The sequence below is a fragment of the Klebsiella sp. CTHL.F3a genome, assembly GCF_019890895.1.
GTDB classification, from domain to species: Bacteria; Pseudomonadota; Gammaproteobacteria; order Enterobacterales; family Enterobacteriaceae; genus Klebsiella; species Klebsiella grimontii.
This window is the reverse complement of the sequence record NZ_CP082361.1, coordinates 124,615-150,808: the sequence shown is the minus strand read 5'-3', so window position 1 is coordinate 150,808 and position 26,194 is coordinate 124,615. Positions and strand designations below refer to the sequence as shown.

Annotated in this window: 24 protein-coding genes, 4 pseudogenes and 1 riboswitch; of the genes and pseudogenes, 12 read left to right on the top strand and 16 right to left on the bottom strand. The window is 48.8% G+C overall.

What is annotated here, in order from left to right:
- Positions 1 to 741: 741 nt before the first annotated feature.
- The gene (sopA, locus tag K7H21_RS28870) at positions 742 to 1,908 is read left to right on the top strand and encodes a plasmid-partitioning protein SopA (RefSeq protein ID WP_000523815.1); all 1,167 of its coding nucleotides are present in this window, start codon (positions 742 to 744) and stop codon (positions 1,906 to 1,908) included.
- Complete coding sequence (locus K7H21_RS28865; protein ID WP_223035977.1) at positions 1,908 to 2,873, top strand: ParB/RepB/Spo0J family plasmid partition protein; 966 nt, start codon at positions 1,908 to 1,910, stop codon at positions 2,871 to 2,873. The genes sopA and K7H21_RS28865 overlap by 1 nt, the downstream gene beginning before the upstream one ends.
- A gap of 819 nt (positions 2,874 to 3,692) precedes the next feature.
- Here the strand turns inward: K7H21_RS28865 and crcB are convergent.
- The 4 genes from crcB to K7H21_RS28845 form a co-directional block, all read right to left on the bottom strand.
- Positions 3,693 to 4,067 (bottom strand): fluoride efflux transporter CrcB, encoded by a 375-nt coding sequence (gene crcB / locus K7H21_RS28860; protein WP_148676960.1) that lies wholly within the window; start codon positions 4,065 to 4,067, stop codon positions 3,693 to 3,695.
- Positions 4,068 to 4,163: 96 nt separating this feature from the next.
- On the bottom strand, positions 4,164 to 5,453 hold the full coding sequence (gene eno, locus K7H21_RS28855; protein WP_223035975.1) for a phosphopyruvate hydratase: 1,290 nt from the start codon (positions 5,451 to 5,453) through the stop codon (positions 4,164 to 4,166).
- A 16-nt stretch (positions 5,454 to 5,469) separates the two neighbouring features.
- A complete protein-coding gene (locus K7H21_RS28850; RefSeq protein ID WP_049141628.1) occupies positions 5,470 to 5,895 on the bottom strand; it encodes an adenine nucleotide alpha hydrolase family protein in 426 nt (141 codons plus the stop codon).
- A gap of 2 nt (positions 5,896 to 5,897) precedes the next feature.
- A complete protein-coding gene (locus K7H21_RS28845) occupies positions 5,898 to 6,800 on the bottom strand; it encodes a DHHA2 domain-containing protein (protein WP_223035974.1) in 903 nt (300 codons plus the stop codon).
- A 77-nt stretch (positions 6,801 to 6,877) separates the two neighbouring features.
- Positions 6,878 to 6,946: riboswitch (Fluoride riboswitch) on the bottom strand.
- A 312-nt stretch (positions 6,947 to 7,258) separates the two neighbouring features.
- Between K7H21_RS28845 and K7H21_RS28840 the strand changes: the two genes are divergently transcribed.
- The 4 genes and pseudogenes from K7H21_RS28840 to K7H21_RS28825 all read left to right on the top strand — a co-directional run bounded on the left by K7H21_RS28840 (position 7,259) and on the right by K7H21_RS28825 (position 10,191).
- On the top strand, positions 7,259 to 7,489 hold the full coding sequence (locus K7H21_RS28840) for a hypothetical protein (RefSeq protein ID WP_223035973.1): 231 nt from the start codon (positions 7,259 to 7,261) through the stop codon (positions 7,487 to 7,489).
- 383 nt (positions 7,490 to 7,872) lie between these two features.
- A pseudogene (locus tag K7H21_RS28835) lies at positions 7,873 to 8,322 on the top strand (plasmid segregation protein ParM domain-containing protein); the annotation flags it as partial.
- 3 nt (positions 8,323 to 8,325) lie between these two features.
- Positions 8,326 to 8,652 carry a plasmid partitioning/stability family protein gene (locus K7H21_RS28830; protein ID WP_228751089.1) on the top strand — a complete coding sequence of 109 codons (327 nt, stop codon included), beginning with the start codon at positions 8,326 to 8,328 and terminating at the stop codon, positions 8,650 to 8,652.
- Between the two features lie 471 nt (positions 8,653 to 9,123).
- Positions 9,124 to 10,191, top strand: a complete 1,068-nt coding sequence (locus K7H21_RS28825) for a hypothetical protein (protein ID WP_223035972.1) — start codon at positions 9,124 to 9,126, stop codon at positions 10,189 to 10,191.
- Between the two features lie 1,335 nt (positions 10,192 to 11,526).
- Here K7H21_RS28825 and K7H21_RS28820 read toward each other — a convergent pair.
- The 5 genes and pseudogenes from K7H21_RS28820 to umuC form a co-directional block, all read right to left on the bottom strand.
- Positions 11,527 to 11,775: a hypothetical protein gene (locus K7H21_RS28820; RefSeq protein WP_223035971.1), complete on the bottom strand. Its 249-nt coding sequence runs from the start codon at positions 11,773 to 11,775 to the stop codon at positions 11,527 to 11,529.
- Between the two features lie 2 nt (positions 11,776 to 11,777).
- The gene (locus tag K7H21_RS28815) at positions 11,778 to 11,954 is read right to left on the bottom strand and encodes a hypothetical protein (RefSeq protein ID WP_223035970.1); all 177 of its coding nucleotides are present in this window, start codon (positions 11,952 to 11,954) and stop codon (positions 11,778 to 11,780) included.
- 6 nt (positions 11,955 to 11,960) lie between these two features.
- Positions 11,961 to 12,248, bottom strand: a complete 288-nt coding sequence (locus K7H21_RS28810; RefSeq protein WP_223035969.1) for a type II toxin-antitoxin system RelE family toxin — start codon at positions 12,246 to 12,248, stop codon at positions 11,961 to 11,963.
- Positions 12,245 to 12,496, bottom strand: coding sequence for a type II toxin-antitoxin system Phd/YefM family antitoxin (locus K7H21_RS28805; RefSeq protein WP_223035968.1), 252 nt, complete (start codon positions 12,494 to 12,496; stop codon positions 12,245 to 12,247). The genes K7H21_RS28810 and K7H21_RS28805 overlap by 4 nt, the downstream gene beginning before the upstream one ends.
- 163 nt (positions 12,497 to 12,659) lie before the next feature.
- Positions 12,660 to 13,704 (bottom strand): annotated as a pseudogene (umuC, locus tag K7H21_RS28800) (translesion error-prone DNA polymerase V subunit UmuC); the annotation flags it as partial.
- Positions 13,705 to 13,957: 253 nt separating this feature from the next.
- Between umuC and K7H21_RS28790 the strand changes: the two are divergent.
- Both K7H21_RS28790 and K7H21_RS28785 read left to right on the top strand, forming a co-directional pair.
- Positions 13,958 to 16,096 (top strand): AAA family ATPase, encoded by a 2,139-nt coding sequence (locus K7H21_RS28790; RefSeq protein ID WP_223035967.1) that lies wholly within the window; start codon positions 13,958 to 13,960, stop codon positions 16,094 to 16,096.
- A 304-nt stretch (positions 16,097 to 16,400) separates the two neighbouring features.
- Positions 16,401 to 17,834 carry a DNA cytosine methyltransferase gene (locus K7H21_RS28785; RefSeq protein ID WP_228751088.1) on the top strand — a complete coding sequence of 478 codons (1,434 nt, stop codon included), beginning with the start codon at positions 16,401 to 16,403 and terminating at the stop codon, positions 17,832 to 17,834.
- Positions 17,835 to 17,867: 33 nt separating this feature from the next.
- On the opposite strand, the gene K7H21_RS28780 is transcribed toward K7H21_RS28785, so the two are convergent.
- The 7 genes and pseudogenes from K7H21_RS28780 to K7H21_RS28755 form a co-directional block, all read right to left on the bottom strand.
- Complete coding sequence (locus tag K7H21_RS28780; RefSeq protein WP_420799058.1) at positions 17,868 to 19,076, bottom strand: type II restriction endonuclease; 1,209 nt, start codon at positions 19,074 to 19,076, stop codon at positions 17,868 to 17,870.
- A 154-nt stretch (positions 19,077 to 19,230) separates the two neighbouring features.
- The gene (locus tag K7H21_RS29485) at positions 19,231 to 19,542 is read right to left on the bottom strand and encodes a site-specific recombinase (RefSeq protein ID WP_228751087.1); all 312 of its coding nucleotides are present in this window, start codon (positions 19,540 to 19,542) and stop codon (positions 19,231 to 19,233) included.
- Positions 19,543 to 19,547: 5 nt separating this feature from the next.
- Entirely contained in the window at positions 19,548 to 21,356 is a 1,809-nt protein-coding gene (locus K7H21_RS29180; protein WP_228751086.1) for a site-specific integrase, read from the bottom strand.
- Entirely contained in the window at positions 21,340 to 22,344 is a 1,005-nt protein-coding gene (locus K7H21_RS28770; RefSeq protein ID WP_223035965.1) for a tyrosine-type recombinase/integrase, read from the bottom strand. The genes K7H21_RS29180 and K7H21_RS28770 overlap by 17 nt, the downstream gene beginning before the upstream one ends.
- Before the next feature lie 67 nt (positions 22,345 to 22,411).
- Positions 22,412 to 22,645: pseudogene (locus tag K7H21_RS28765) on the bottom strand (Y-family DNA polymerase); the annotation flags it as partial.
- On the bottom strand, positions 22,645 to 23,070 hold the full coding sequence (gene umuD, locus K7H21_RS28760; protein ID WP_223035964.1) for a translesion error-prone DNA polymerase V autoproteolytic subunit: 426 nt from the start codon (positions 23,068 to 23,070) through the stop codon (positions 22,645 to 22,647). The gene umuD and the pseudogene K7H21_RS28765, both read right to left, overlap by 1 nt.
- A 57-nt stretch (positions 23,071 to 23,127) precedes the next feature.
- Entirely contained in the window at positions 23,128 to 24,348 is a 1,221-nt protein-coding gene (locus K7H21_RS28755) for an ISL3 family transposase (protein WP_223035963.1), read from the bottom strand.
- Positions 24,349 to 24,601: 253 nt separating this feature from the next.
- On the opposite strand from K7H21_RS28755, the gene K7H21_RS28750 reads away from it, so the two are divergent.
- From K7H21_RS28750 to K7H21_RS28735, 4 genes and pseudogenes are all read left to right on the top strand, one after another.
- Positions 24,602 to 24,832, top strand: coding sequence for a hypothetical protein (locus K7H21_RS28750; protein WP_223035962.1), 231 nt, complete (start codon positions 24,602 to 24,604; stop codon positions 24,830 to 24,832).
- Between the two features lie 156 nt (positions 24,833 to 24,988).
- A pseudogene (locus K7H21_RS28745) lies at positions 24,989 to 25,182 on the top strand (hypothetical protein).
- 71 nt (positions 25,183 to 25,253) lie between these two features.
- Positions 25,254 to 25,955 carry a DNA methyltransferase gene (locus K7H21_RS28740; RefSeq protein ID WP_223035961.1) on the top strand — a complete coding sequence of 234 codons (702 nt, stop codon included), beginning with the start codon at positions 25,254 to 25,256 and terminating at the stop codon, positions 25,953 to 25,955.
- Positions 25,955 to 26,176 carry a hypothetical protein gene (locus K7H21_RS28735; protein WP_223035960.1) on the top strand — a complete coding sequence of 74 codons (222 nt, stop codon included), beginning with the start codon at positions 25,955 to 25,957 and terminating at the stop codon, positions 26,174 to 26,176. Before K7H21_RS28740 ends, K7H21_RS28735 begins: the two co-directional genes overlap by 1 nt.
- The last annotated feature ends 18 nt before the right edge of the window (positions 26,177 to 26,194 follow it).

The following is a 26,194-nucleotide window of genomic DNA, read 5'->3' as shown; positions in this document are numbered from 1 at the left end:
CTTGATCCTCAACGGTTATCCACAAAAGAATGTCGTTATACGTATCGCAGTCAACGGATATACATACCTCAGTAAATACCGTTGCATATCACAGTATTAGATTTTGCATACAGCAGTCAACATTTTACATTCTACAGTCGATCCAGTATGACGTTCAGGCCAGCCACAGCGCCTGCTGCAGCGATCCGGGGATCTCTTTAGGATCTCAATATGATCTCTTTGGGATCAATTACTGGATCGAAGCAATGAATAACGCTTATCCCCGACCATATCCTTCCATACCACATTCAGGGTCCTACAAAGATTTTCTGAGTACCACATGAGTAAAGCTCCCTGATTAAACACTAAATATTGACTGCGATACGTAGGATCTTCTTTTGTTGTTAACCTGTCTCCGGCTTTCAGTTTCATACCATAGTCAATTTTTTACATATCACAGTCAATTTCATAAAGAGAGACTGAGCCAGAGAAGTAGCTGGCATCATAGCGTTAGTGCTTTATGCAGCTTCTGTACCTTTCCGCTTCCTCGCCGCGTTCTCACTACGTGAGATCGCTTACTGCGGCGAGCGGCAGTGAGAAAAATTGACTGCGGTATGTGATTTACTCCCTCTTCTCAGGTTTATTGCCTTCATTACCGTCAGCTTTGCAATTTTCAGATGACTTTGCGATTTTATTGTTGCTTTGCAAAAAATTCCAAGATTTAATAAAATAATGCAAAGCGATGATTAAAGGATGCTCAGAATGGGACTGATGGACACACTTAACCAGTGCATTACTGCTGGACATGAAATGACGAAGGCTATTGCCATTGCGCAGTTTAATGACGACAGTCCGGAAGCTAGGAAGATCACGCGCCGCTGGAGAATAGGTGAAGCGGCGGATCTGGTTGGCGTTTCTTCTCAGGCAATCAGGGATGCAGAGAAAGCCGGCCGGTTGCCCCACCCGGATATGGAAACCCGTGGCAGAGTTGAACAACGTGTTGGTTATACCATCGAACAAATCAATCATATGCGGGATGTGTTCGGTACTCGACTGCGGCGTGCCGAAGATGCTTTCCCACCAGTGATCGGGGTTGCCGCTCATAAAGGGGGGGTTTACAAAACCTCCGTTTCTGTTCACCTGGCTCAGGACCTGGCCCTGAAAGGGTTACGCGTTCTGCTTGTCGAGGGTAATGATCCTCAGGGCACAGCTTCGATGTATCACGGATGGGTGCCCGATCTTCATATACACGCGGAAGATACTCTCCTGCCCTTTTATCTTGGTGAAAAGGATGACGCCAGTTATGCGATAAAACCCACCTGCTGGCCTGGCCTTGATATCATTCCGTCCTGCCTGGCACTGCATCGCATTGAAACTGAGCTAATGGGCAAATTTGATGAAGGAAAACTCCCCACTGACCCGCACCTGATGCTCCGCCTTGCCATTGAAACAGTTGCTCATGACTATGACGTGATTGTTATCGACAGCGCACCGAACCTCGGTATTGGCACGATTAATGTCGTATGCGCTGCTGATGTGCTGATTGTTCCCACCCCGGCAGAGCTGTTCGATTACACTTCTGCACTGCAGTTTTTCGATATGCTTCGTGATCTGCTCAGGAATGTGGATCTTAAAGGCTTTGAGCCGGATGTCCGTATTCTGCTTACCAAATACAGTAATAACAATGGTTCGCAGTCACCGTGGATGGAAGAACAAATTCGCGATGCATGGGGAAGCATGGTTCTGAAAAATGTGGTACGTGAAACCGATGAAGTTGGTAAAGGCCAGATCCGTATGAGAACCGTTTTCGAACAGGCTATTGATCAACGTTCTTCGACCGGCGCATGGCGAAACGCTCTTTCAATCTGGGAACCTGTGTGTAATGAAATATTTGATCGTCTGATTAAACCACGCTGGGAGATTAGATAATGAAGCGTGCACCTGTCATTCCAAGACATACAGCAAATACTCAGGCAGCTGAAGACACGTCAGCGCCAGCTGCACCGATGGTGGATTCGTTAATTGCACGTGTAGGGGCTATGGCTCGTGGCAATGCAATTACGTTACCGGTGTGTGGTCGGGAAGTGAAGTTTACCCTGGAGGTGCTCCGGGGAGATATTGTAGAAACCGCTTCCCGGGTATGGTCAGGTAACGAGCGCGATCAGGAACTACTGACCGAAGATGCCCTGGATGATCTCATTCCTTCATTTTTACTGACCGGTCAGCAGACTCCGGCTTTTGGCCGTCGGGTTTCCGATATCATTGAAATTGCAGATGGCAGCCGTCGACGCAAGGCCGCTATCCTGACAGAAAGTGATTATCGTATTTTGGTCGGTGAACTTGACGATGAGCAGATGTCGGCATTGTCCAGACTGGGCAACGATTATCGCCCTACTAGTGCTTATGAGCGTGGTCAGCGTTATGCAAACCGTCTCCAGAATGAGTTTGCCGGAAATATTTCTGCACTTGCCGATGCGGAAAACATCTCTCGTAAGATAATTACTCGCTGTATCAATACGGCCAGACTCCCGAAATCCGTTGTCGCCCTTTTCTCTCATCCTGGTGAACTGTCTGCCCGTTCAGGTGAAGCCCTTCAGAAAGCTTTTGCAGATAAAGAAGAATTACTGAAGCAGCAGGCCGCAACTCTCCACGATCAGAAGAGAGCGGGTGTAATCTTTGAAGCAGAAGAGGTCATAAGTCTTTTAACATCGGTACTGAAAAAGTCTCCTGCATCAAGAGTGAATCTGAGCTCACGTCATCAGTTTGCTCCGGGGGCAACAGCATTATACAGAGGCGATAAAGTGGTCCTGAACCTTGACAGGTCTCGGCTTCCTGCCGAATGCATTGAGAAGATCGAAGCTATTCTCAAGGCGCTTGAAAAGCCTAAATCCTGAGATGGACACGCCTTATCCTTCTGCCTGTTTCCTGTATTTTACCCCATCTCTTTAGTTTTTTTCTCAGGCCAGTAAATCAGAACTGGCCTTCATCCTGTCAGCCTGGGACCACGGTCCCACCTTTACCGTCAGTACCGGACTGCTGTCTGGGACCATGGTCCCAACTTCCCGGTCAGCGCCGGAATGCTGCTTGGGACCACGGTCCCAACTTCCCGGTCAGCGCTGGAATGCTGCCTGGGACCACGGTCCCAACTTCCCGGTCAGCACCGGAATGCTGCCTGGGACCACGGTCCCACCTTTACCGTCAGTACCGGAGCAATACCCAAGACCTTCGTACTCACACATCCTGTTGTTTTGGAGGAAATAAATGCTGAGCACATCTATTAATCATTGAGTCATTTCTGAGACAGACCTTGAACATGAAAGATGTGTGCTGAATCGATTGGTTGATCGTGTTCCTGAATATCTCAAATTACATTGTATGGCTAGTGAGTCGTGGACAGAGAGAGAATCAGAATTTCTACATATTATGGATTGGCAGATATTTAATTAATGGCAGATGTACGTCTGGCAGCACTAGGATATGAAGCCAGCATCGCCGGCTTTTGAGGATAAGAGAACATCGGTGGACAATGGTACTCCTGTAATATATGTCAGTCTAACTCCCTACTTTAGTTGTTCAATCATTGTCAAACCTAAGTTCCGATTCTCAATGTGAATCAAAATAATAATACCCGCACTATTCCAGAAGCGGGCATTGATCAGCGTACATAAAGCCTGCCAGTCGTGTTATATCCGACTATGGTTGTGCTGTAACATTCATATGAGTGACATTATCAGATAAAATCCCGCCGCTGTCATAAGCAGCGATCCCACGACGTGAACCAATACAGATGTAAGCGCCGATAAATAATTTCCCGTCTGCAGTAATGAGAAGACTTCCACAGAGAATGTTGAAAAGGTGGTCAGCCCGCCACACAACCCAGTGACGATGAGCAGTTTCCATGCAGGATCAAGTTGGGGGTGGCGCATAAAATATGCCATTGCGGCACCGATGATAAAAGCCCCCAGTAGGTTAACCATAAGCGTCCCTGGCGGAAGTGAGGGGTAAAAACTGTTGAGCTTAATCCCCAAAAACCAGCGGATGACACAACCAGTGGCGCCACCAATCATAATTGCCAATAACTGACTCAACGAGAATCTCCCCATACTAGGTGAATATAAATTCTGAAGCAGGATGTATGCCGGATTCAGCCGGCATACGCACCTCAGATGCCGTGATGATTTCGATCATCCACGGCGAACAAATGCCTTAATACCGGCATAACGCGCGTCGCTACCCAGTTCCTGCTCAATGCGCATAAGCTGATTGTATTTTTCAATGCGTTCGCCACGACAAGGTGCGCCGGTTTTCAGATGCCCTGCACGCAACGCCACTGTCATATCAGCGATAAATGTATCTATGGTTTCACCGCTGCGGTGCGAAATAAAGGCACCCCATCCGTTTTCATGACACAGTGAAACCGCGTCAAATGTCTCGCTCAGCGTACCAATCTGATTGAGTTTGATAAGCGCTGCACTGGCAAGGTTTTCTTCAATACCTCGTTGAATATACTTCACATTCGTGACGAAAAGGTCGTCACCGACCAGCTCCACTCGTCCGCCAAGTGTATTATGCAGATATTTCCACCCGGTCCAGTCATCCTCGGCAAGCCCGTCTTCAAGCAGGACAATCGGGAACTGGCTCATCAGTTCACCATAATAATCCGTCATCTCTTCTGAGCTCAGGGCGCTGTTTTCGGTACGAAGATGATATTTCCCGTCGCGGTAAAATTCGCTGGATGCGGGGTCCATACAGATGCTGATATCTTCCCCTGGACGGTAGCCGGCTTTCTCAATGGCCTGAACAATGAATTCCAGAGGATCCCGGTTCGAAGAGACGGCCGGGGCAAATCCCCCTTCATCACCCACCGCAGCGGAGAGGTTCCGGGACAGAAGGATCTGGCGCAAAGCCTGATAGACCTCACTGCCCTGACGAATGGCCTCTGTCAGCGATGATGCACCGTGCGGCGCTATCATAAATTCCTGAAAATCGGCTCCCTGACCACGGGCATGAACTCCGCCATTAATAATATTCATGCACGGAACCGGCAAAAGACTGGCATTGAGTCCGCCGAGATAGCGGTAAAGTGGCTGACGGGTGACCTGAGAAGCCAGTCTGGCCACCGCCAGCGAAACACCCAGAATAGCATTAGCACCGAGCCGGCTTTTAGTCTCCGTGCCGTCCAGTTCCCGCATCAGATTATCCAGGCGCCGCTGCTTCCGCACATCGGTTCCCCTGACAGCGTCGCAGATTTCTGTCTCCACTGCCTTAACGGCATCACGGACCCCTTTCCCGCCGAAGCGCCCTGTATCCCCATCGCGGCGCTCCGTTGCCTCTCTTGAGCCAGTACTGGCACCGGACGGTACCGACGCACGCGCCATCTGTCCGTCAGAAGTAAAAGCATCAACCTCAACAGTGGGATTACCGCGGGAGTCAAGAATTTCGCGGGCGGTGACTTTTTCAAGTAGAAAATTCATACAGTTCTCCTGTAGCTCAGTCGTGAATGTGTTTAATCAGAACGTCTACGTTCAGGTGGTTAACGTATTCAGCCGAACGGGACGTCAGTGCTCCCATGAAACGGTTCTGGTGGCCAGCTATCACCAGGTCCGCGCCGATATCGGTGATACATTTTTGTACATCTTCGAATCGCCGCATGGTGACCAGTTCTCTCGCATCAACCTGCTCAGCTACAGACGATGTCAGCTCGCTGAGCAGCGCCTTCGCCAGGACAACCTCCTTCGATACGGCATCGTTCATCAGACTGTCCGATATGTAGTTCATCTCCCGGTAGTCGTTACAGATATGAGCAATGGTGATTTTCATTTGCAGCATACTGGACAGTGTTGTCGCCAGTGCGAGAAGAGGGACGCCATCCTCTTTCCCCTGAACAAGAACAAGTGCATGTGTGTAGATTTTCATGGCTATCTCCGGCTTTGACTGAAATGGTGTTCGAGCCAGGGCAGAAGCTGTTTCTTCCGGCTTACCATACCCGTTACGAAACATGGAGCTGCGCTGATACCCTCCGGCCCGGCAAAATAGAGTGAAGAACAGCATGTATGAATATCAGTGACCATCAGCACGATAAGCCCGGCTTCCGTCATGACTGCCAACTGCACCATCGCGCTTTGCAGTTCATCCAGCAGAGGAGTGACCTGGTCAGGTGAACTGACCTCCAGTTGCGCTATATGTACATTCATACCGGCGAGCGAAAAGGCTTTAAGGTCTTTATGCAGAAGCTGCTCTGCAGACATTCCGGTGATATCGGTTTTAGCTGTCAGGAGCCCTCGGACAAAAGCCGTTCGTTTTACCCCTGAAAGGACACAGAGTTCAGTGGCGGAACGGATATCGTCTTGTGTTGTGGTGGGAGAGCACAGATTAACGGTGTCGCTGAGCAACGCGCCAAGAAGCAGGATAGCGTGGGCCGGGGGCATAGTACGGCGCATTTCTGTATCCATCAGTAGCCAGAGTACTGTCGCGCTGCTGCCTACCGGTTTTATCCAGACCTCTGGCGGCAATTGGGTGATCAGACCGCCCAGCCGGTGATGATCGATAATTCCGATGATATTGCTCTGAAAAAGGTCAGCAGGCCCCTGAGCCGGTTCGGTAAAATCGACCAGCCATACAGGTTCATCTTTCAGTGAGATATCAAGCAAGGGCGGTAGGGTTAGCGTGGCAGCTTCAAAAATATAGTGTGTCTCAGGGTTCACTTCACCAGGCCGCCAGGCTCGGGCAGGACGGTTACACTGGTTGAGCCAGCCCGCCGTCACGGTAGCGGTGCAGACAGCGTCGCTGTCAGGATTAAGGTGACCAAATACATTAATCAAAAGAATATCCCCGTTAAGGGAAGCAGACAGGTCGATAGGATTTAGGGACGACCTGACATACCTCCTGAAAATCAAGAGTCATATCAGGCGTCATCAGCCCCGGACGGGGCGGTTGGGAAAGGTGGAACGCCATCACCTTCTAAAAATTATAAGTCAGAAATAAAGAGATGTCAGCTTACATTTGGGGTGTCTACGTGCGTTCAGTGTTTTTTACTGGCATGAATCACCTTTGACTGGTGAGATATATCAGATTTCACCATGGGCACTGGCTGGGGCTGTCAACCTGGACTTCTGCTTTCGCTCATAAGCTACAACAACACAGAAATCCTACACATGACAAAAGAGCACCGTTGATACTGTCACTAAAATCCATAAGGATCTTGTCATGTCAGGAGAACCGTTATCTAGCAAAATGTAATATACTGAAGTACAGAGTATTTGTTTTGAGCAGAGTGGTTATGAACGCGAGTTTAAGGCATGTTCTGCGATATACAGGAGTCCCGGTTGACGCCGCTGAGCCTGTGCGCCGGAAATTCGGTAGCCGCCTGATATTGATCGTGACGGTTGCTCTTCTTCCTTTGCTGATTGTTGATATATCTCAGTGTATATTTGTGCTTTCACAGCTTATGTGGGGTATCGGTATGTATATTGGTATTTCTGTGGCGAGTGACAAACCTGATCGTCGGTAATGCTCAGAACGAGATATCTAACGGCCTGCCATATGACCGGACTGCTGTTAAAGCGACGATGTAGAGGACGCAGGCTTTGCTTTACACGTGCGGTCTGGACCTTTAATCGCTACAATCGCGTTACGATCTCTGCTTCTCACCGCCAGCAAAGACTTAGCTGTGTTACCTGACAGCTCAACGAAAGGCTCAGAAAAACGCTAGACTATGAATCACCCGCAGAACGGTTCAATAAGTGTGTTGCGTCCATCAGTTGAACTCACAGCCATGAGCGGACATTATTGCCAACCAAATTATCTAGAAGAATAGCTCCTAAGGCACTGATAGCCTCTACATATCTACCAGCAGCTTACTAAGATTTATTTTTCACTCAAATGACTAACTGTACGACCCTGGACGTCGGGGTTATTGTTGGCCAGTTTGAGGACGTTTCGGCAGTACATGGTAATCCTGATATTGGTGTATCAATGGTCACGAAAGCCACGCTCACTGCACTGAAGATGGCGAGCAGTGATACCAGTCCAATGATTGCTGACGAGCTGATCAAAAACAGGCAGAACCTGGATGTTGTGGGGCAGGTTGTAAATGAGGTTGCTAAACAAAATCTGGTACTGGATACCATTGATACAGCGATACATAAGCTGGGCGAGCTGGTTGTTGATGATTTGCTGCAGTATCGAAACGTAAACCGCGTATATATTGTCGGTGGCGGTGCAGCACTCATTGCCGATGCTGTTCGTAAGGCATGGAACTACATTGGCGAAAAGGTTGTTCTTATGGACGAACCTCAGACAGCGCTGGTCCAGGCTATTGCACGCTTCAAAGCGGAGGAGTAATCGATGCACGACGGCGAAGAAAGGAAAAAACGTTCACTGTACCTTCACCCGGAGGATTCTGCCGATCGTCTTGCTCTGGCTGAAATCGAAACTATCCCCCGGAAAAACCGGGGGGAGTTATATCGACAAGCTTTGATAACCGGCCTGATTATGCATCAACTCAATGAGAGAATTCCTGCGATCTTAACAGCATTGTTCACCAGAAAGCTGAATACAGATGAGGTCATTAGTCAGATCGCGCAGATTACAGGCTGGAAGCCTTCTGTTGCTGATTTAAAAGACGTACTGGCGGCATTGGAAGGGAATCAGGATCAAGCCCACTGGGGATGACGTGGAACAGGCATGCCTGAAAGCTGCTCGGGCTAAGATGAAAAATCTGATGTGATATCGAACGCACTCTGTGAAATCTGCAAAATTTCGCAGGGTAAGTGACTCAATTCTTTAATCTCCGCATCCTCAGTAAAAACTAGCTGTCACGGCTGCGTGCTTCGTCCGGTCGGAGTTTTCCGGTTAAAAGGGACAGGGAAGGGTATGACTGTACATATGGCCAATCCGTAGATTTTGTACAGTCGTCTTGACGTTCTGAATTATCTATATGACCAGGTTTGTGGTCTGATGGCGTTAAGCAACGAATATATGAGATTATGAGTATGAGACCTGGCTGTGTTATCTTTGAGAAGATGGGATTTATTCCTGGCTGGGTTAGTAATCAAGAGCGGTTAATCAACCATTAAGACATCAGACTGTTATCCAACACTGAGCAGAATTATCTAATTGTTCAATTTGTTAGCGAGATTTTCTATGACAGATTTAATTAATAAGACTTCAAATCAACACTATATATCTCAAGTGGAATTTAGATGGAATAGTATAAACCCTAAAGCCAAAAATGACCGAATGAAAGTATATAGGTTTAAGTTGATTAATGAAGGTTTTTTAAAACTAAGATACCCCGAAAAGAAATTGATAAAATATCTTTCATGCGGGGACGATCTTTTCTCTCTTGCTGTATTTGATGATGACACTCGCCTTAACATGGAGAAATATTTTGGATACTTTGAAGCAGAATACAATGATAGGGTCTCAAAATTCCTTTCAGATATTGCAACCAAAATACAAAATTCTGGAGAAGGACTATATAAAGTTGATGGTAGTGAGTTTATTTCTGATATTAAATTCTTCCAGAAGATTAAATTCTTAAATTTTATCAGAAACCCTCATAATATAAGAAGGGCTTTAAAATTATTCGATTTTGCTAGAGATTATATTGTTCATGGGACTGGTGGGGATTATCAATTAATTTTAAATGCCCTCATTAAAAATAAAAAAACTCATCGTGATTATGTTTGTAGGACATATGGAGTAACTTCAAGTGAATTTGATAGCTGGATTAAACTAATTCTTTTGTTCGTTTATTTTGATGACAATATGATGAACCCTACTTTAGATGGTATGATGGATGAGTTTTTTAAAGCAAAAGAATTACATACAGCGGTGATTATTGCATTTTATCCTGAAGAAACACGAAAGTCACCTTTAATTCCTGATGTGGGATCTGTAGTAAATGATGATATGACATATGCTTTTAATATATCTAGGAGTTGCTTTATTGTATTGGGACATACTTTATTGGAAAGTGAATACAGTAGATGTAATGCTAAGAAGGTAGCGGATCTTATGGGTGTACCATTTACTGATGATTTTTTTGAAGTATACAAAAAATGTCTACAAGGAGAAAAATTAATTTCAATTTACATTGATGATGACGAATTACTCAGTGGATATAACAGCAAATGTATTGAGGTGTCAAAAGAGTTCGTTTATTCCAGCTCGGCAGTGGTTCATGGTGCTGATGTCATCAGAGCGTGATTTGCAACAACAGCTTCCAGAACGGAGATCAATACCCGTAATCCAGCGAGTGCGGTGGTGTACCGAATGTCCAGGTTGGCCGATGAAGATGGAAAATGGAGGTGAGGGATGGTTGATGAAGGTTAGAAAGCACAAAACCCCGGTTGGTAGGCCGGGGTTTTGCAATCTGTCGATACTGTTTGGTGGTCAGCTTCGGCAGGGTGGTGAACTTCCTCTTAGCAACTTCACTATAATACAATGCAAATAATCGATCAAACATATTGGCAGGTTTAAGATTTCTCCTTATAATTTCGTCGCTAAGATGAACGAAGCTAAGCATTAGTGCTGCCAGATAGACCTTTTAAGTTAGATCTATTCATTTAATTCTCCTATCAATTTTATGAATTTGTTGTACCAACTGTAGTACCAACCAGTGTTCCGGTACCGGCAAGCAGGTAATCGGGATGCGAGCCCTCTGTCAGCGGGTGGTGCCGGACAGCCTCGGCGGTGGCGTGGTGAACTTCCTCTTAGCGACGAAGAGCATAACCAGATGGGCGTAACATAGGGACGGGGACTGCTTCAGTAACCCACGCACCACAGAGATGGAGGTGCGGGATGATTGAACATGCTATTGCTATAATCAACCTAGTTGCGGCAATTGCGCAACTTATCAAGAGTTTCCGTTAAAAGACGCTCAGCCAGTACCAACTGGTAAAACAGAAATGTTTATAGCCGCCCCTGGGCGGCTTTTTTGTGGGCCAAGAGAGAACAACCCTGAACGTCCAGGGGGGCGAGGATTATGTAACTGGCAAGGGTTTGCCACCAATTTTGTGACTGGCGGTAGCTGTTGCTGAGAAAATTTAAGCAATGGACAGCACCTGACATTCCAAGTTTGCTGGTCAATCATATAACCGCACTCACTGAGATTCGCTTACAGTTTTGCAGGTGGCTACGGACCTGGAAACGGGAGGTCTACACGTTACCAGGCCAGACTCCCTCGAAGCCAGCTGAACTGGACGGAATGATCGTTCTGTCAGGGAGTTACATAAATTTGTGCGCAATAGCACCTATAACCAAAATAATGGTAACTAATGCTATGTCTTTAGCAGCAGAAGCCCAGCTATTTTCATCATTCTTTAAAGGTGGCACACCTTTAAAGAATGATGCCAGACAACATAGCCCTATTGCCCACGGAAATGTTATATCAGTTATTCAGAAAGGTACGACAAACCATGACCAAAGAAGAGTTAATGAATATGCCTCATAGATAAAGACGGCAAAGTACATAACTATTATTAACAAAATCAACATCCTGTTGTTCCTTCTTCATTTATATTTTTATCTGATGGTGAATATTTATTTTTTTCTGCGTTGCAACTCGGCTTTAATCGCCTCCAGCTGACGGGTATTGATTTTTATCCACTCGCGGCTTGTCATACCGCCTCTAGAAAAAACCTGCTCGCGCCATTCAGGACTTTCCCATTTGGCAACACGCTGAACGTTTTCGATGCCGAAGTAGGAGAGAGGGGATATTCTAAAATATTTATTCCATAAAACGTAGATCACCGGTACGGAGAGGATGGCCAGAGTTATCAGAATTTCCATGCCTATTCCTTGAATTCGTCTGGCTTGATTATCAAAGCAGTGTTCCCCGGTTTTTTAAACGATGGGTTCTTTTTCTTTTCAGAGAAAGCAGCATGAGCTATCCATAGCTCATCAATGAATATTTTTTCATGATTTGCATGTTTTACATGTATGTTTTGTTCACTTTTTTTGTCATTCATTATGCGTTATCTCACCCTTTCGCTGGCCAGATTGTACACGTCACTGCGTTCACGCTTTCCAACAGCAACAACCGCGATAATTAATTGATCATCTATCACCTGATACACCAGGCGAAAACCTGATGCACGAAGTTTAATTTTATAACAGTCTTTTATTCCTCTCAGCTTTGCAGAGGGGATATGTGGTTCGTCACAGCACTTCTTCAGTTTCTTCGCAAACTGCTGCTGAATGGCCTTATCCAGCTTTTGCCACTCTTTCAGCGCATCTTCCCTGAATTTGACCGTATAAGTCATAGATAAGTGTCCAGGTCCACGTCAAGCAGCTGCTGGTTACTGCGTTCTTGAACCAGCTTTGCCAGTTCCTGGTCATCTAGGGCATCGAGCATCTTCTCGTAAAGCTCTGCCGGGATACAGTAAAAAGCGGGCTGGTTACGGTTCAGAATAGCAACCGGGAAGCCGTCGCCGGCACTGACCGTCGCCATCGGGTTTTTTTTAAGTTCGCTGATGCTAGCGCTTGTGTCACTCAGAATCATGTTGGGCATAGTGCACCTTTAAGACTTATTAACAGGTCTCAAATATAGTCCTCACATGACCAGTTAACAAGTCTTTTAGACGGTGGCTGCGCAAAAAAACCGGAGGGCGAGGGTACTGGTGATCGTACCCATTATGGTGGACATGCAAACCAGGGCTGGGCTGAGCCGCAGGTTAAAACCTGGCGACCGGTAACTCTTTCCAGCGTGTTGTATATGCCGGCGACAGCATCTCCCGCTTCATCTGCCACTCAGGAGCAATACCTCTGCCGGCAAACCAGATCTTACCAAGCCCTGAGTGATTAATGCCGTCAAGGACCTTCATCAGCTCATCACTGTGCGGCCGCGGCTGTATCTCATCGAACAGGTTCAGCTGAGAGACTCCGTTTGGACTGAAATCGTTCAACATGACGCCGGCTTTTGCGTAGCGATGGCCTGGACCCAGATCCTGTCCAGCGCTTTAACCGCAGCGGCGATAATGTCCCGGGTGTCTCGTGTTGGCGTACTCAGTTTTTCCGTCGAGATATTCCCGTAGTACGGCTCTTTGACGGCGAACGGCGAGGTTTTAACGAAGGCGGAAATGTGCCGGCAGTACTGGCGCTCACCGCGCAGTTTTTCAGCTGCCAGCTCAGCATACTGGCATATGGCCTGACGGAGCTCATCATAGGTGGTGATCCGCTGCCCGAAGCTGCGGCTGCAGACAATCTGCTGTTTGGGCGGCGGTGCTTCCTCCAGCGAAATACAGCTCTCTCCGTTCAGCTCCCGGACAGTTCGCTCGAGTACCACGTTAAAGTTCTTCCGGATAAACGTCGGGTTAGTCAGCGACAGCTGCAGGGCAGTTGTGATCCCCATCACCTGCAGTTTCTTAGCTATCCGGTTTCCTACGCCCCAGATCTCCTCCACCTGCTGCAGTGCAGGCTGAGTAATTTTGCCGTCCGGCGAGGATTATCCGGCGACAGCGCCAGCACGCCGCGGAATTGTGGCCATTCTTTCGATGCCCACTGTGCCGATTTCGCCAGTGTCTTTGTCGCGCCGAAGCCGACTCCGATTGTTAGCCCAGTTCCACTCAGGACGTGCCCGCGCAGCTGCCTGCCAAATTCTTCCAGGTCCATACAGTAGCCAATGCCCCGGGCATCGAGGAAACACTCATCGATGGAGTATTGTTCGACACGGGGAGATAACTCTTCCAGCAGCGCAACCACGCGATTACTGAGACTCGCATTTATGTGGAATAGAAAATCAATATAAATAATGCATGCTTTAAAAGATTACTATGAACTAAAAGCATACGTCCGAAATTGTTACCACATATCAAGATTCACAACTAATAATTTCGTATATTAATCCTCCAAGGCAGGTAGTCAGCTATCTGTTTGGCTTCCCTGATGCGATGGTAAAATGAAAAGACCACCGTTATGGGTTTAATAAAAAGATGCAGTCTTCTCCAGCTCAGCATGTTAGAAGGATTATTCAATGGATGTTGAAATCAAATACTGCAATAACATAGATAACGCTTGCATTACACTCTCTGAAAATAAACTTAACATTAAGTTCGCTCCAAATGGCACGGGTAAAAGCACCATATCACGTGCCATTTTGCACAGTGTTTCTCGTGATGCCGCTGGTCTTAACAGTCTGCTACCTTTTAAGTTTCGAGCAGTGAATCCCGACGATTTTCAGCCTAGTGTAACGGGTACAGAGCAAATTCAGGATGTAATGTGCTTTGATGAAAAGTACGTATCTCAGTTCACATTTCAGCCTGATGAACTGATTAGTAACAGCTTTGACATCTTTATCAAAACAGAAGCCTACAACCAAACGGAGCGAGAGATCGACTCGATGGTAATGGCAATCCGGCAGGAATTCAGTGGTAATGATGAGCTTGAGCTATTTATTACACATCTTCAGGAGCTTAGTGGTGGGTTCAAGCTGACAAGCAAGGGCTTATCTAAAGCCTCTACGGGGATGAAGGGGTTGGCAGGGGGTAACAAGCTTCAGCATATTCCCTCCGGGCTAGAGCCTTATCAGCCATTTATTCAGAGTCATCGTAATGTAGAGTGGATCGAGTGGCAGACCAAAGGGTATGAAAATTTCTGCTCACTCTCTGAGGGATGCTGTCCTTTCTGCACAGGTGATTCTCACGAAAAAGCAGAACAAATTAGCAAAGTAAGCGCTGAATATGACAAAGCAGTGATCAAAAATCTGGTTGGTATCATCACAGTACTTGATAAATTAGGCGAGTATTTTTCCGAAGCCGCACGCTCCCGTCTGAGGGAAATAACGACGTTACAGGGAGGATTGGAGAAGAAGCATGAAGACTATCTTGTTACCGTAAAGCAGCAGACAGAAAATCTTCTGGCCATGCTCTTAACATTAAAAACCCTGAACAGTTTTACTTTTAACGACGCCGGAAATATTCGTGCCTCTTTAGCCTCTTTTCGTTTGGATGTGAAGTATTTTTCCGAGCTGCAATCTGATAAAACTCTTGCAACAATTGGGAGACTGAACGCCTCGTTAGATAGCCTCATTTCCCAGGCTGGTTTGCTGCAGGGGCAAATCAACAAGCAGCGCGCTGGCATGCAGCGGCTCATTCAGAAACACAAGAAGGATATCAACACTTTTCTGGCATATGCGGGTTACCGCTATCAGGTAGATATATCTGGCGATGGAGAACAGTGCCGTCTTAAGCTTCGCCATGTCGACTATATCGACTATCTCAGTGGAGGTAGCCAACATTTGAGCTACGGCGAGCGTAATGCCTTTTCGATCGTTCTTTTTATGTACGAATGCCTGGCTCGTAAGCCTAACCTGATTATTCTCGATGATCCTATCTCTTCGTTTGATAAAAACAAAAAATTTGCCATCCTGGAAATGTTGTTCCGCCGTGACTCATCTGAGTGTTTGAAAAACCAGACGGTACTGATGCTTACACATGACGTTGAGCCAATCATCGATACTCTGAAGTCGGTGAAGAAGTTGTTTAGTAACCAGGTTACTGCATCCTATTTACGTTATAGCACTGGCACGATAACTGAATTACCTATCCGCGAAAGCGATATTCTGACGTTTTCCCAAATCTGCAAAGTGGTTCTCGAATCCGACTGTGATGACCTGATCAAGCTCATTTATCTTCGCAGGCATTATGAAATCATGGACAATCGAGGTGATGTTTATCAGGTACTTTCTAACTTATTTCACCGCCGAGAGGAACCAATCGACACACGCCTACCTCTGATTGAAGGAACAGGGTACCCGATGATGGACCCGGAGAGCTTCCTTAATGGATGCAGTTTAATCACTAAAAATATTTTTGGTTTTGATTACCCCCATATGCTGAGCTTGCTGAATGATCCTGACAAAATTCTGTCGTTATATCGAAGCTGCACGAATGGCTATGAAAAACTTCAGGTGTTCCGACTACTGGAACCTGAGGCCGATAACCGTGTCATTCGCAAGTTTGTGAATGAAACCTATCATATTGAAAACGAGTTTATCTGCCAACTAGACCCCACACGATTCGATCTTATCCCGGAATACGTTATTGTTGAATGTGACAGGCTGCTCCTTAATATCGGGGCGTCGAACGATGATGCTGAACTGGAAACGGCCTGAGCGTATGGTCTAGATGTAACTCTTCTTAGCAGTGAAGGTGAGTAGTAATACTCACCTACCTGGATCTCCAATTCAATTGAGCCTGCTGATAAGCAGGCCTTTTTGGCGAGAAACAGAAGCCTCTAAAGTTGGGACATGCGAGACATGGCGCTTTTTATGCCGCCAGATAGTATCTTTCTGGCCCTGTAATGACAAAAAGCTGATTTTCGTTAACAATAACCCTGTTTAAATATCCAGATAAAAACATTTCCTCTGGGTCAAATGAGTGATACAGTTTCACCCATAAGACCCCAATGGAGGCAATATGTCTGAATTTGAATTACTGGCGCAGGATCTGCTTGAGAAAGCAGAGGCGGAAGAACAACTGCGACAGGAAAATGATAAAAAGCTGCTCGGGCAGGTGCTGGAAATCTATGACCAGAAGTACGTGGCTGAACTGCTTAGAAAAGTTGGTAAAAATGAGTGGAGTCGCGAGACTCTTAATCGCTGGATTAATGGTAAGTGCTCACCTAAGTCGCTGACGTTAGCCGAAGAGGAACTTCTACGAAAAATGCTTCCGGAAGCGCCTGCTCATCACCCTGACTATGCCTTCCGGTTTATTGACCTGTTTGCTGGCATTGGAGGTATACGGAAGGGCTTCGAAACCATCGGTGGCCAGTGCGTTTTTACCAGTGAATGGAATAAAGAGGCTGTGCGCACATATAAAGCTAACTGGTTTAACGATGCTCAGGAACACACTTTCAATCTCGATATTCGGGAAGTCACGCTCAGTGATAAACCTGAAATACCTGAAAACGATGCCTATGCTTACATTAATGAGCATGTGCCGGATCATGATGTACTTCTGGCAGGTTTCCCCTGTCAACCGTTCAGCCTTGCGGGTGTAAGCAAGAAAAACTCGCTCGGGCGCGCGCATGGTTTCGAATGTGAGGCCCAGGGAACGCTTTTCTTCGATGTGGCGCGTATTATCCGCGCAAAAAAACCTGCCATCTTTGTTCTTGAAAACGTTAAAAACCTGAAGAGCCATGACAAGGGTAAAACCTTTAAAGTCATCATGGATACCCTCGACGAACTGGGCTATGAAGTTGCGGATGCAGCTGAGATGGGCAAAAACGATCCTAAAGTTATCGACGGAAAGCACTTTTTACCTCAGCACCGAGAACGTATCGTTTTGGTCGGTTTCCGTCGTGATCTGAATATTCACCAGGGCTTTACCCTGCGCGATATTAGTCGTTTTTATCCGGAACAGCGTCCGTCATTTGGCGAACTGCTGGAACCCGTGGTTGACAGCAAATATATACTGACGCCGAAACTCTGGGAGTATCTCTATAACTACGCCAAAAAGCACGCAGCTAAGGGTAACGGATTCGGTTTTGGCCTCGTTAATCCTGAAAATAAAGAAAGCATTGCCCGTACGCTTTCTGCTCGCTATCACAAAGACGGGTCTGAAATTCTGATAGACCGTGGCTGGGATATGGCCACAGGTGAAACAGACTTCGCGAACGAAGAAAATCAGGCGCATCGGCCCCGCAGGCTGACTCCACGAGAGTGCGCGCGCCTTATGGGTTTTGAAAAAGTAGATGGCAGGCCTTTTCGCATTCCTGTGTCAGACACTCAGTCGTACAGGCAGTTCGGTAACTCCGTAGTGGTGCCCGTGTTTGAAGCCGTAGCCAAACTGCTTGAACCTTATATCCTGAAAGCGGTTTATGCCGATTCGTGCAAGGTTGAACGAATCTGAACGCTCCTCCCGGTATTTATGCCGGGAGATTATCTATGGAATATCTGCGTAAAGCCCTGTCAGCTCAGCAATAAACGCGCCTAGCGTCATTAGCTCAGCTCTCACCGCCTCCGGGTATTTTTTGTGCAGAGATGATGGCACGACCAGTCTGACACCCGACTCCCGCATCTCCCGATATTGAGCCAGAGAAACTCCCTCCTGGAGTGTAAACAGATGCATCTGATGAATTTTATCGGCCTCATTCAGTATCTGACGCCAGCGATCCTTACAGGTAGTCTTGACTGCCAGCATGCGCAGATTTTCTACGGGAAACTCAGTATCGTGGTAAGCCCCTGCGGAAGGGAAAAGGAAATCGGGCTTTTTATTACCTTCTGTGACGGCCTGCGTCGCAAAGTGTCGCAGGCCGTGCTCAATGAATAGATGCTCCAGGTGCAGTTCCAGCGACTTCCCGGCTCTGGATTTACGGCGATTGCTGACAGAATTGGCCAGCGCAATAAATTCATCCACAGAGCCAAATCCTTTCCGGATGATATCCAGAACATGCAGTTCCTCAACCAACAGAAATATGTCGTACTCCACGCGCCGGCGGTCAAGAAGTTGCTCATCCGGATCAAGGGAGTTTTTCACATAATGGCTGGCTGCATACTGAATAATTTCACTTCCCGACGGAAAGCGCAGGTGCCAGTCTTCAGGTAGAATATATTTATGATTTACTGGCGCTTGCTGTAGAGATAGTCCGCCAAGAATCTGTCCTGCGGGGCCGGATATAAGCGCTCCGGGTATAACTTCACCAATAGCGGTCTCAATGACGTCCTCTTCATCAGTGCTGGCGCATACCCAAATATTTACTTCCTTACAGTCCCCCCCTTGCTCATCAAGCTTGAAAGCCAAGAGCGTCAGAGCCCCTGTATTTTCTGGATCCTGAAGTGGGCTGCCTCTACCCCAGCGGGTAATCCTTTTTTCATTCCGGGTTTTACCAAAATGACGGCTGTTATAATAAATTGCCCGGGCTTCGCTGTCTGGGCAATCATGCGATGACACATGTGCGGTGAGAAAAACCGAAGGGTTCAGTTCACGGGTATGGTTGATAGACGGAAACAGTTTTTCAACGATACCTGAAGGGATATAAAGCCCTACCTGGTGACCACCTGTTGCGCCGGTATCGTTGGCGGAAAGGCGTTTGATGTAGACGAAGTAATTCTCACATGCGATCTCAAGTAGCCAGTTGTGGAAAACCGACATAAGCATCCCCTGTTACCCTGAAACTCTACTCACCATTTTTTCATAATTATATACAAACAGCCAGAAAGGCTGTTACAGGCGATTTGATCTGCAACCTATTGGTTAATATGCTCTGATGTGCGCAATCTTCGTTTTTTGCTCATATTGGTTCATTTTATCCTCCGGATTTACCGGTTAATTTTGCAAGAGCCTGTTCTACTTTTTTAATATCCTGCTCTACAATGGCTTTCTCATCAGGCGTGAGCGGGACCTCTTCGAGATAACGCCTGATAGATGTTTTACTCTCCAGCATCAGTCCGCGCGCACTGTCTTTCAGCAGATTAAAATCGCAACCAATGCAGGCCATTCTGTGCGGGCAACTGCTCCAGAATGGATTCATGCCGAAGGACTCACCAAGGTCATAATAGGTCGCCGGACAAGTGGGCGAGACCGCTTCCGGATCGTGATCGACCAGTACGCTTATCATATGGGCTATCCGTCGGCCTTCACAAATGACGCTGCCAGCTGTGTAGGGCGGATGCGAATGTAATGCAGGGCTGACTGTGGTGATGAATGACTTGACCACTGCATCAGTTCATACAGCGACATGCCCTGTGGTACGCTGGCAAGCGCATTCAGGGCTGAAGCCCGTCCACGGTGGCTGGTTATGGCGCCTCCGCTGCCTTCAACCGGCAGCCCCGCTCTGGCGCAGAGGACTGGTATGACCGTCCGGTTAATCACATCGCTGCCTGCCGGCTTGCCGCGATACTGGAAGAGATAACGGACTTTTTCTCCGGTGCGATCATCATTCAGTTTTGCCTGATCCACGGGGCGGATGTTCAACCATATGTCTACATATTTTTTTACAATGACAGAGACGGGTTTAACAAATGCTTTCGATGTCTTTCCTGCCGGGACGTTTAGATAACATAGTGTTCCGGCAGGAACGACACTACCATCCTCCCTGATAATGTCTTCTGACTGAGGCGTGACGCATTCCGTAGTCAGGCGCAGGAGTTCATTCTGTCGTAAACCTGCATGGGTCCAGATAACAGCCATTGCCTGAAGCATGGAAAGGGGATAGTGAATTTCACTGAGCAGGTCTTCGTGGCGCAGGTTCAGACTGGCCCAGATGAGTTTGAGCCAAACGGGATCATCTATCACTCTCGGATTTACACCACGGCGAAAAAGTGGGGTATCCGGCGTGAAAAGGTGACGGGCGGGGCTGAAATTAAGGCGTCCCCAGCCCCAGAGTTCGAAATCGCTCATAAATCGTCGCAGCGAATAGATAAAATGTGCACGTGAATGTGGCATCATTGGCTCTCCGGAGCGTTTGGACTTCCGCAGTCCATGTTCAGTCCCCAGAGACAGCTCATCCACTTTCATTCGCCCCACAGCAGCGATAAAACTGGCACATGTCTCAATAGACCAGTCTGTCGGGACCTTCACCTCGGGATGCTCCTTTGCCAGCCAGAGGCCGCAGCGAAGAATAAAGCTGTACTGGTTTTCACGGGTTCTGGAACGAAGCACAGATGTCTCACGCCAGCGTCTGCACCATGCGACCCATTCAGGGCTGATATTTTCGACCGGCTTCTCATGCCATTCGGTGTAGTTACGCATTCGTACCGGCTTTGCAATAATGCCAAGTGCGGCAAGCCCATGAGAAATTTTCCCTACGTGTCTTGATACGCGCTTATCGTGGTACTGCTGAGCTTGCCAGAGAAGCTCTGTGGTCATCTCTTCAAGCCTGGGATTATCATTGAGTAGCATCAGCAGACCCAGGGGGGAGGAAACGGCATGCCGCAGGTGCTGAGGGGAATAGCCCAGTGATATCAGTGCTTCCGAGAGCCGGTTCAGCTGGTCCCGGAAAATCGCGTTGCCGTAGATGGCACTGGCGTAAAGCGACAGAGTGTTTTCATGAGGGATCTGAAGCGGCGACGTGAATGGACCGAGATGATATGCAAATGCCATCATAAGTGGTTTACCGCGACGATATTTATCAAACAGGGAGATCCACTGGTCTTTCCGCCAGTTCCAGCAAGGTTGCCCTACATTTTGCATTTCAGTCAGCATCGCCATAATTACAGTGCGGGTAAGTCTACAGCCGGTGCCACTGGTGTTGGCGATATCCAGCAGGGGGGTGATCAGGGAAGAGAGGGAACCGGACCTGCCATAGTTACGGGAGCGTTTATGGCTTGTACTTAGCGCTTCTTTCTGCTCAGGACTAAAGCCAGCGTGCAGGTCATAATCTGCACGGCAAAAATGCGCGTATATGAAACCTTTATCACGCTTGCCTGTCATTCTCTCTCTCCGGGCCAAACATGATAGCTGCGATTTTCCGGTCAGTCTCCGCAACAGTCATCGCCATTCTGGCCGCAAGATCAGTGCCTGAAAGATGGATATATATCTGCGTGGTGCGTAGATCACGATGACCAGCATAGGTTGCTATCTCATGCAGCTTCCATCCCGCCCGGGCAAGATGTGTCAGTCGCAGGTGACGAAAGGTGTGCGTGGTCAGAAATGGCATGCTGGTCCTGTCTGACCACTCGCGAACCGTTTTACTCCAGCTCCAGTATGAAAGCGGTGAGCCATAATTTCTGTCAGAAAACGAACGGAACAGTGCTCCACCAGTAATACCCGTTTGCCTCAGGTTCCTGAGATATGCTGCCAGTACCGGCGTAATCGCCGGGCCGTAGCAGACCACCCGTTCGCGTTTACCTTTAGTGTTTTCGGCGCGAATCCGTATAAGCCTGTGGGCAGGATCGATATCCTCTATGGTTATTGTTGTCACCTCAGTGCGTCTTAGCGCACCATGATACGCCAGCGCTAGCATCAGGCGATCGCGCAATGAACAGTCTGATATATAACCCAAGAGATGATACCACTGGTCGTCATCCGGAATTTGTGGCAGTCGTGTTATTCGCTGGACCATACCGCGTCCTGCTGAAGGCATGTGGGGTGTGCTTGTTCGCGGTAAAGGGTTCCGGCTAATTACCCCCATGTAAATCAGATAGTCAAACCACAGACGTATAGCAGAAAGGCGAAGCTGAAGCGTTGCACTGGCTGCAGGCTGAGGCATGCCGGGTAACTGGGGTCGAATGTACGCAGCGATATCTTCAAAGCTTGCCTGCTCGGGGGGCAATTCCCGCTGGCAGCAGAAGTGAAAGAAGTGAGTAAGTGCGCCGCGGTAGGCATGAATTGTCGCCGGTGACCTGCCGAGATCGGATAATAACCCCAACCATCGTTCTGCCTGTGAACTGGCAGGAGTACAGAATAAAGTGGTGAGCATTGTGTTCTCCTTTGTAATCAGGAATCCTGTTCAAAGTTTACACAGAAAATGTTGCATTCCACTTAATCGCATAGAGCTCATAATTGCTGGAGAACACCTGCAGCTTCTCCGTAAACTGCGCATCTTTCAACTGGAACCACGGCGTGCCCATTTTTATGCCCAGGCGCTTCGCTTCCGCACTCCTGGCAATAACACAACCATCGTTATTACGCAGGCAAATGACTGGTTTTCCACGTAAATCCGGGCGAAACACCTTCTCGCAGCTGGCATAGAACGAATTGACGTCGGCCAGGGTGAACATCAGTCCGTGTCCCGTGTTTTATGAACAAACGCGGTCACCACGCCAAATATCTGCAGCGTCTCCGGGTCAGGGTGCAGGACAGGGTAGGCCGGGTTCATGGGCTGCAGTACCGGACGGAGCGTCAGCAGAAGCCGTTTGACGGTAAATTCTCCCTCCATTTCGGCGATGACAATATCACCGTGTACCGGCGTCTCTGCCTTGTCGACGACCATCAGGTCGCCTGAATTCAGGCCAATATCGATCATCGAGTTGCCGATAGCCCGGACAAAATAGGTGGAGGCCCTGTGCCTGATGCAGTACTCGTTCAGGTCCAGCTCCGCTTCCGTGTAATCTGCCGCCGGTGAAGGAAAACCGGCGGCGCAACGCTCGGTAAAAAGGGGTAGGGTCATGACCCCGGGTTCCAGGGAGGCAGCAATAAACTTCATCTTTAGCGTCTCATTAACTGTATTTATATGGGTCTTCCCCGATCATGGTGGGAAGACTCAGAACGCCATATTCAGTTTCCCATAGTGGAACATCACTCCCAGCTTAAAGCGCTCCCGGTTTCGGTATCCCCTGGCCTTTATCCTCAGCAGTCTGATCTTGCTGTTCAGCGCCTCCGCATTACCATTCGAGACCCGATGACGCATTGCATTCAGTATCCCGTATAACCGTTTTTTAATGGTTTTCGCTGCGTTTTTCATCATCGGCACATCACATTCAGACGCCAGCGATATCAACTGCAACCAGTCATTCCTGCGTTCTGTGCTCCAGGGGCGATCCCAGATATTTTTTGCCAGCTCTTTCAGTGTCCAGCACTGGCTTGTCTGTTGCATCTGCTCCCGCAGCCACATCAGCTTTTCCTGCCGGGACTCAGTCATCCATTTGTCGCTGTACTGCCACAGGAAGCGGGTACCTCTGGCCTGACGGCGGCTTTCAACCGGAAGGCGGGGATGTTCATTCTGGCGGGTTTTATCCACCACTTCACCCAGCTGTTTCGCTACGTGGAAGCGGTCAAAGGCGATTTTATCAATTGCACACGGTAAGTGGATGCGCGCGGCTCTTATATAGCCCGCATTCATGTCCATTGAGAGCGTTTTAATGGCCTGTAGCTGTCCGTCAGTCAGGGTTCTGAGGTAACTGGCAAGACTTTCCTTACCTCGATCATCCGTTAAAGCCAGCACCCGCCCGTCAAGATCGGAGATCACCGTTATATAACGATGACCTTTTTTAAAAGCGACCTCGTCCACATTCATATGCCGGGCTGCTAACGGCTTTTTTATCCGTGCAAGACCTGGTTTACCCGCGCGGGTCATAATGCCGTCAACGGCATTCCAGCTCAGTTTGAGTTGTTTCCTGACTGCATCAACAGCGCTGATTTTCAGCCATGAAAGCACGAATGATTCGAACAGCAGCGTATACCGGCTGCCGGGCCCCGCCCACGGAACAGGCAGAGTCTGGCATCCATGCTTCGGACACATAACACGGGGGACACTGGCTTCAACTATTGTGGCGAACTGGCAGGTATCGAGGTGGCGCCATTTACGATGTCGGTGATCGTGAACGGGGCAGGATTTCCCGCAGGTCGGACAGGTTAACTGAGTATTTTCAGCGATTTCGACAGTAACGGTAACAGAAGCGGCATTTTCATCGAGAGAAAGAGACTTTACCTGCCACGGAGCGGACAGGTTGAGGATATGAGCATAGAGGGACTTTTCGTCCATGGTGGTGACCTCTGGCTATGTAATACGCCATTATCATGTCTTCAGCCACCACAACAAGGGAAGACCCATTTATATACAGTAATTATTTTGCCGCCTTTGTTTTTTTGCAAGCCTCTTTACGCAGCGCCGGGCTAAGCCGCTGCTGTGGTTGCGAAAAAAAAGACTGACTGTAAAAACGTGTGTCAGGATGCCTGCGGTGACGATATCCTGTAATATACAGAAAACAAATGAGTTTTTACCCGAGGAGGTGTTTATGTCGCCTGGATTCAGAAAGGCTCTGCGCTTTGCCGGCGTCCCCGTCGACAGCAGCGAACCGGTACGCAGGCAGTACGGCAGTCGCATGATTGGTATCGTGACGGTATGCCTGCTTCCGCTCCTGGTGTTCGACGTTCCGCTGTGGGTTTTCGTGCTCTCCCAGGTCATCTGGGGTACGGGCGTGTATATCGGCCTCTCTGTGGCCGGAGATAAGTCCCGGAACCGCTGATTGTACGAAAAAAGCACAGGCGTGGTGACGCCTGTCCTCCCGCGCTTCTCCGCTGTCTGCCTTCAGGTTATCCACAATCTTAAACCCCGCGTTTGTGGACAGGTATGCCGATACTCCTCCTTCCCCTGTTGTCGCTGAAAGCCTGCCACCCGCTGCCTGTTCATCGCGTCCGGCCTGTTACGGGGCGGGCGGTTTTTCCGCTCATGCCCGGCGTCGTTGAGAGTGTACGCCAGTCCCTCGCCTTTTTAATGAACGCCCTTCAAGCCGCTTTCGCGGCATATCCTTGCCGTCGAAAAGACTGACGGCTGCGGTATTCCACGGTCGGCCTGACCCGTGACCGGACGCGATGAACAGGCAGCGTGCGGCAGGGAACGGTATCGCGGTGATGCCTCCTGCCCCCTCTGACTACAGGAGTGCTGCCATGTCCAGATTCATTCTCGGGAACTGTATTGATGTGATGCGCGGGTTCCCCGACCGTGCCGTGGACCTTATTGTGGCCGACCCGCCCTATTTAGTGGGCTTTAAAGACCGCTCAGGCCGTGCGATTGCCGGGGATGTGACGGACGAATGGCTGGCGCCGGCGACCCTTGAAATGTATCGCGTCCTTAAAAAAGACGCCCTGATGGTCAGTTTCTACGGCTGGAACAGGGTGGACCGCTTTATGGCCGCGTGGAAAGCGGCGGGATTCTATGCCGTGGGCCAGCTTGTGTTCACCAAAACCTATGCGTCAAATCGACGTAATGCGAAAGACCGACGCGGATTCGTGGACTACCGCCATGAAGGGGCTTATGTCCTTGCCAAAGGCCGCCCGGTGCCGCCCCTCAGACCGCTGCCGGATGTGATGTCTTTCCCGTATACCGGCAACCCGCTGCACCCAAACCAGAAACCAGTGGAGGCGCTACAGCCGCTGATTGAGTCATTCAGCGCCCCGGGCGCGATTGTCCTCGACCCGTTTGCGGGGAGTGCCTCGACCTGCGTCGCCGCATACTGCGCCGGACGTCGCTATATCGGCATTGAAATGCTGGCGCAGTACCACAGGGCCGGGACCGAACGACTGGCCGCCATGCACCGGGCCGTCAACACCCCGGCAGCGAACGATGAATGGCTCCCGGAGGCGGCGTGATGAACTACAGCGGACACGAAGCCCTGCGCCGGGATATGGCCGGGCTGGCGAACAATCTTTGCGACCTGAAAACCACCCTCAAAGTGCTGGAAGACACGTATCACTACCGGCACGACGGACTGGCGGAGCGGCTTGCCGGTATCAGCCTGCGGCGTCTCAGCGTCCTGATGGATGAGGCGTTCAGTATCGCCCTGTTACTCGATGAATCTTTCAGAGACTGAATCCCGGGCGGCGAGGCC

Coding starts and splice junctions, on each gene's coding strand:
- K7H21_RS28825 (WP_223035972.1), top strand. CDS start 9,124: ATGACAGATTTAATTAATAAGACTTCAAATCAACACTATATATCTCAA.
- K7H21_RS28810 (WP_223035969.1), bottom strand. CDS start 12,248: ATGACTTATACGGTCAAATTCAGGGAAGATGCGCTGAAAGAGTGGCAA.
- K7H21_RS28790 (WP_223035967.1), top strand. CDS start 13,958: ATGGATGTTGAAATCAAATACTGCAATAACATAGATAACGCTTGCATT.
- K7H21_RS28750 (WP_223035962.1), top strand. CDS start 24,602: ATGTCGCCTGGATTCAGAAAGGCTCTGCGCTTTGCCGGCGTCCCCGTC.
- K7H21_RS28865 (WP_223035977.1), top strand. CDS start 1,908: ATGAAGCGTGCACCTGTCATTCCAAGACATACAGCAAATACTCAGGCA.
- K7H21_RS28740 (WP_223035961.1), top strand. CDS start 25,254: ATGTCCAGATTCATTCTCGGGAACTGTATTGATGTGATGCGCGGGTTC.
- K7H21_RS28805 (WP_223035968.1), bottom strand. CDS start 12,496: ATGCCCAACATGATTCTGAGTGACACAAGCGCTAGCATCAGCGAACTT.
- K7H21_RS28785 (WP_228751088.1), top strand. CDS start 16,401: ATGTCTGAATTTGAATTACTGGCGCAGGATCTGCTTGAGAAAGCAGAG.
- K7H21_RS28780 (WP_420799058.1), bottom strand. CDS start 19,076: ATGTCGGTTTTCCACAACTGGCTACTTGAGATCGCATGTGAGAATTAC.
- K7H21_RS29485 (WP_228751087.1), bottom strand. CDS start 19,542: ATGATAAGCGTACTGGTCGATCACGATCCGGAAGCGGTCTCGCCCACT.
- K7H21_RS28840 (WP_223035973.1), top strand. CDS start 7,259: ATGAACGCGAGTTTAAGGCATGTTCTGCGATATACAGGAGTCCCGGTT.
- eno (WP_223035975.1), bottom strand. CDS start 5,453: ATGAATTTTCTACTTGAAAAAGTCACCGCCCGCGAAATTCTTGACTCC.
- sopA (WP_000523815.1), top strand. CDS start 742: ATGGGACTGATGGACACACTTAACCAGTGCATTACTGCTGGACATGAA.
- K7H21_RS28815 (WP_223035970.1), bottom strand. CDS start 11,954: ATGAATGACAAAAAAAGTGAACAAAACATACATGTAAAACATGCAAAT.
- umuD (WP_223035964.1), bottom strand. CDS start 23,070: ATGAAGTTTATTGCTGCCTCCCTGGAACCCGGGGTCATGACCCTACCC.
- K7H21_RS28735 (WP_223035960.1), top strand. CDS start 25,955: ATGAACTACAGCGGACACGAAGCCCTGCGCCGGGATATGGCCGGGCTG.
- K7H21_RS28830 (WP_228751089.1), top strand. CDS start 8,326: ATGCACGACGGCGAAGAAAGGAAAAAACGTTCACTGTACCTTCACCCG.
- K7H21_RS28770 (WP_223035965.1), bottom strand. CDS start 22,344: ATGCTCACCACTTTATTCTGTACTCCTGCCAGTTCACAGGCAGAACGA.
- K7H21_RS28820 (WP_223035971.1), bottom strand. CDS start 11,775: ATGGAAATTCTGATAACTCTGGCCATCCTCTCCGTACCGGTGATCTAC.
- K7H21_RS28850 (WP_049141628.1), bottom strand. CDS start 5,895: ATGAAAATCTACACACATGCACTTGTTCTTGTTCAGGGGAAAGAGGAT.
- K7H21_RS28755 (WP_223035963.1), bottom strand. CDS start 24,348: ATGGACGAAAAGTCCCTCTATGCTCATATCCTCAACCTGTCCGCTCCG.
- K7H21_RS29180 (WP_228751086.1), bottom strand. CDS start 21,356: ATGACAGGCAAGCGTGATAAAGGTTTCATATACGCGCATTTTTGCCGT.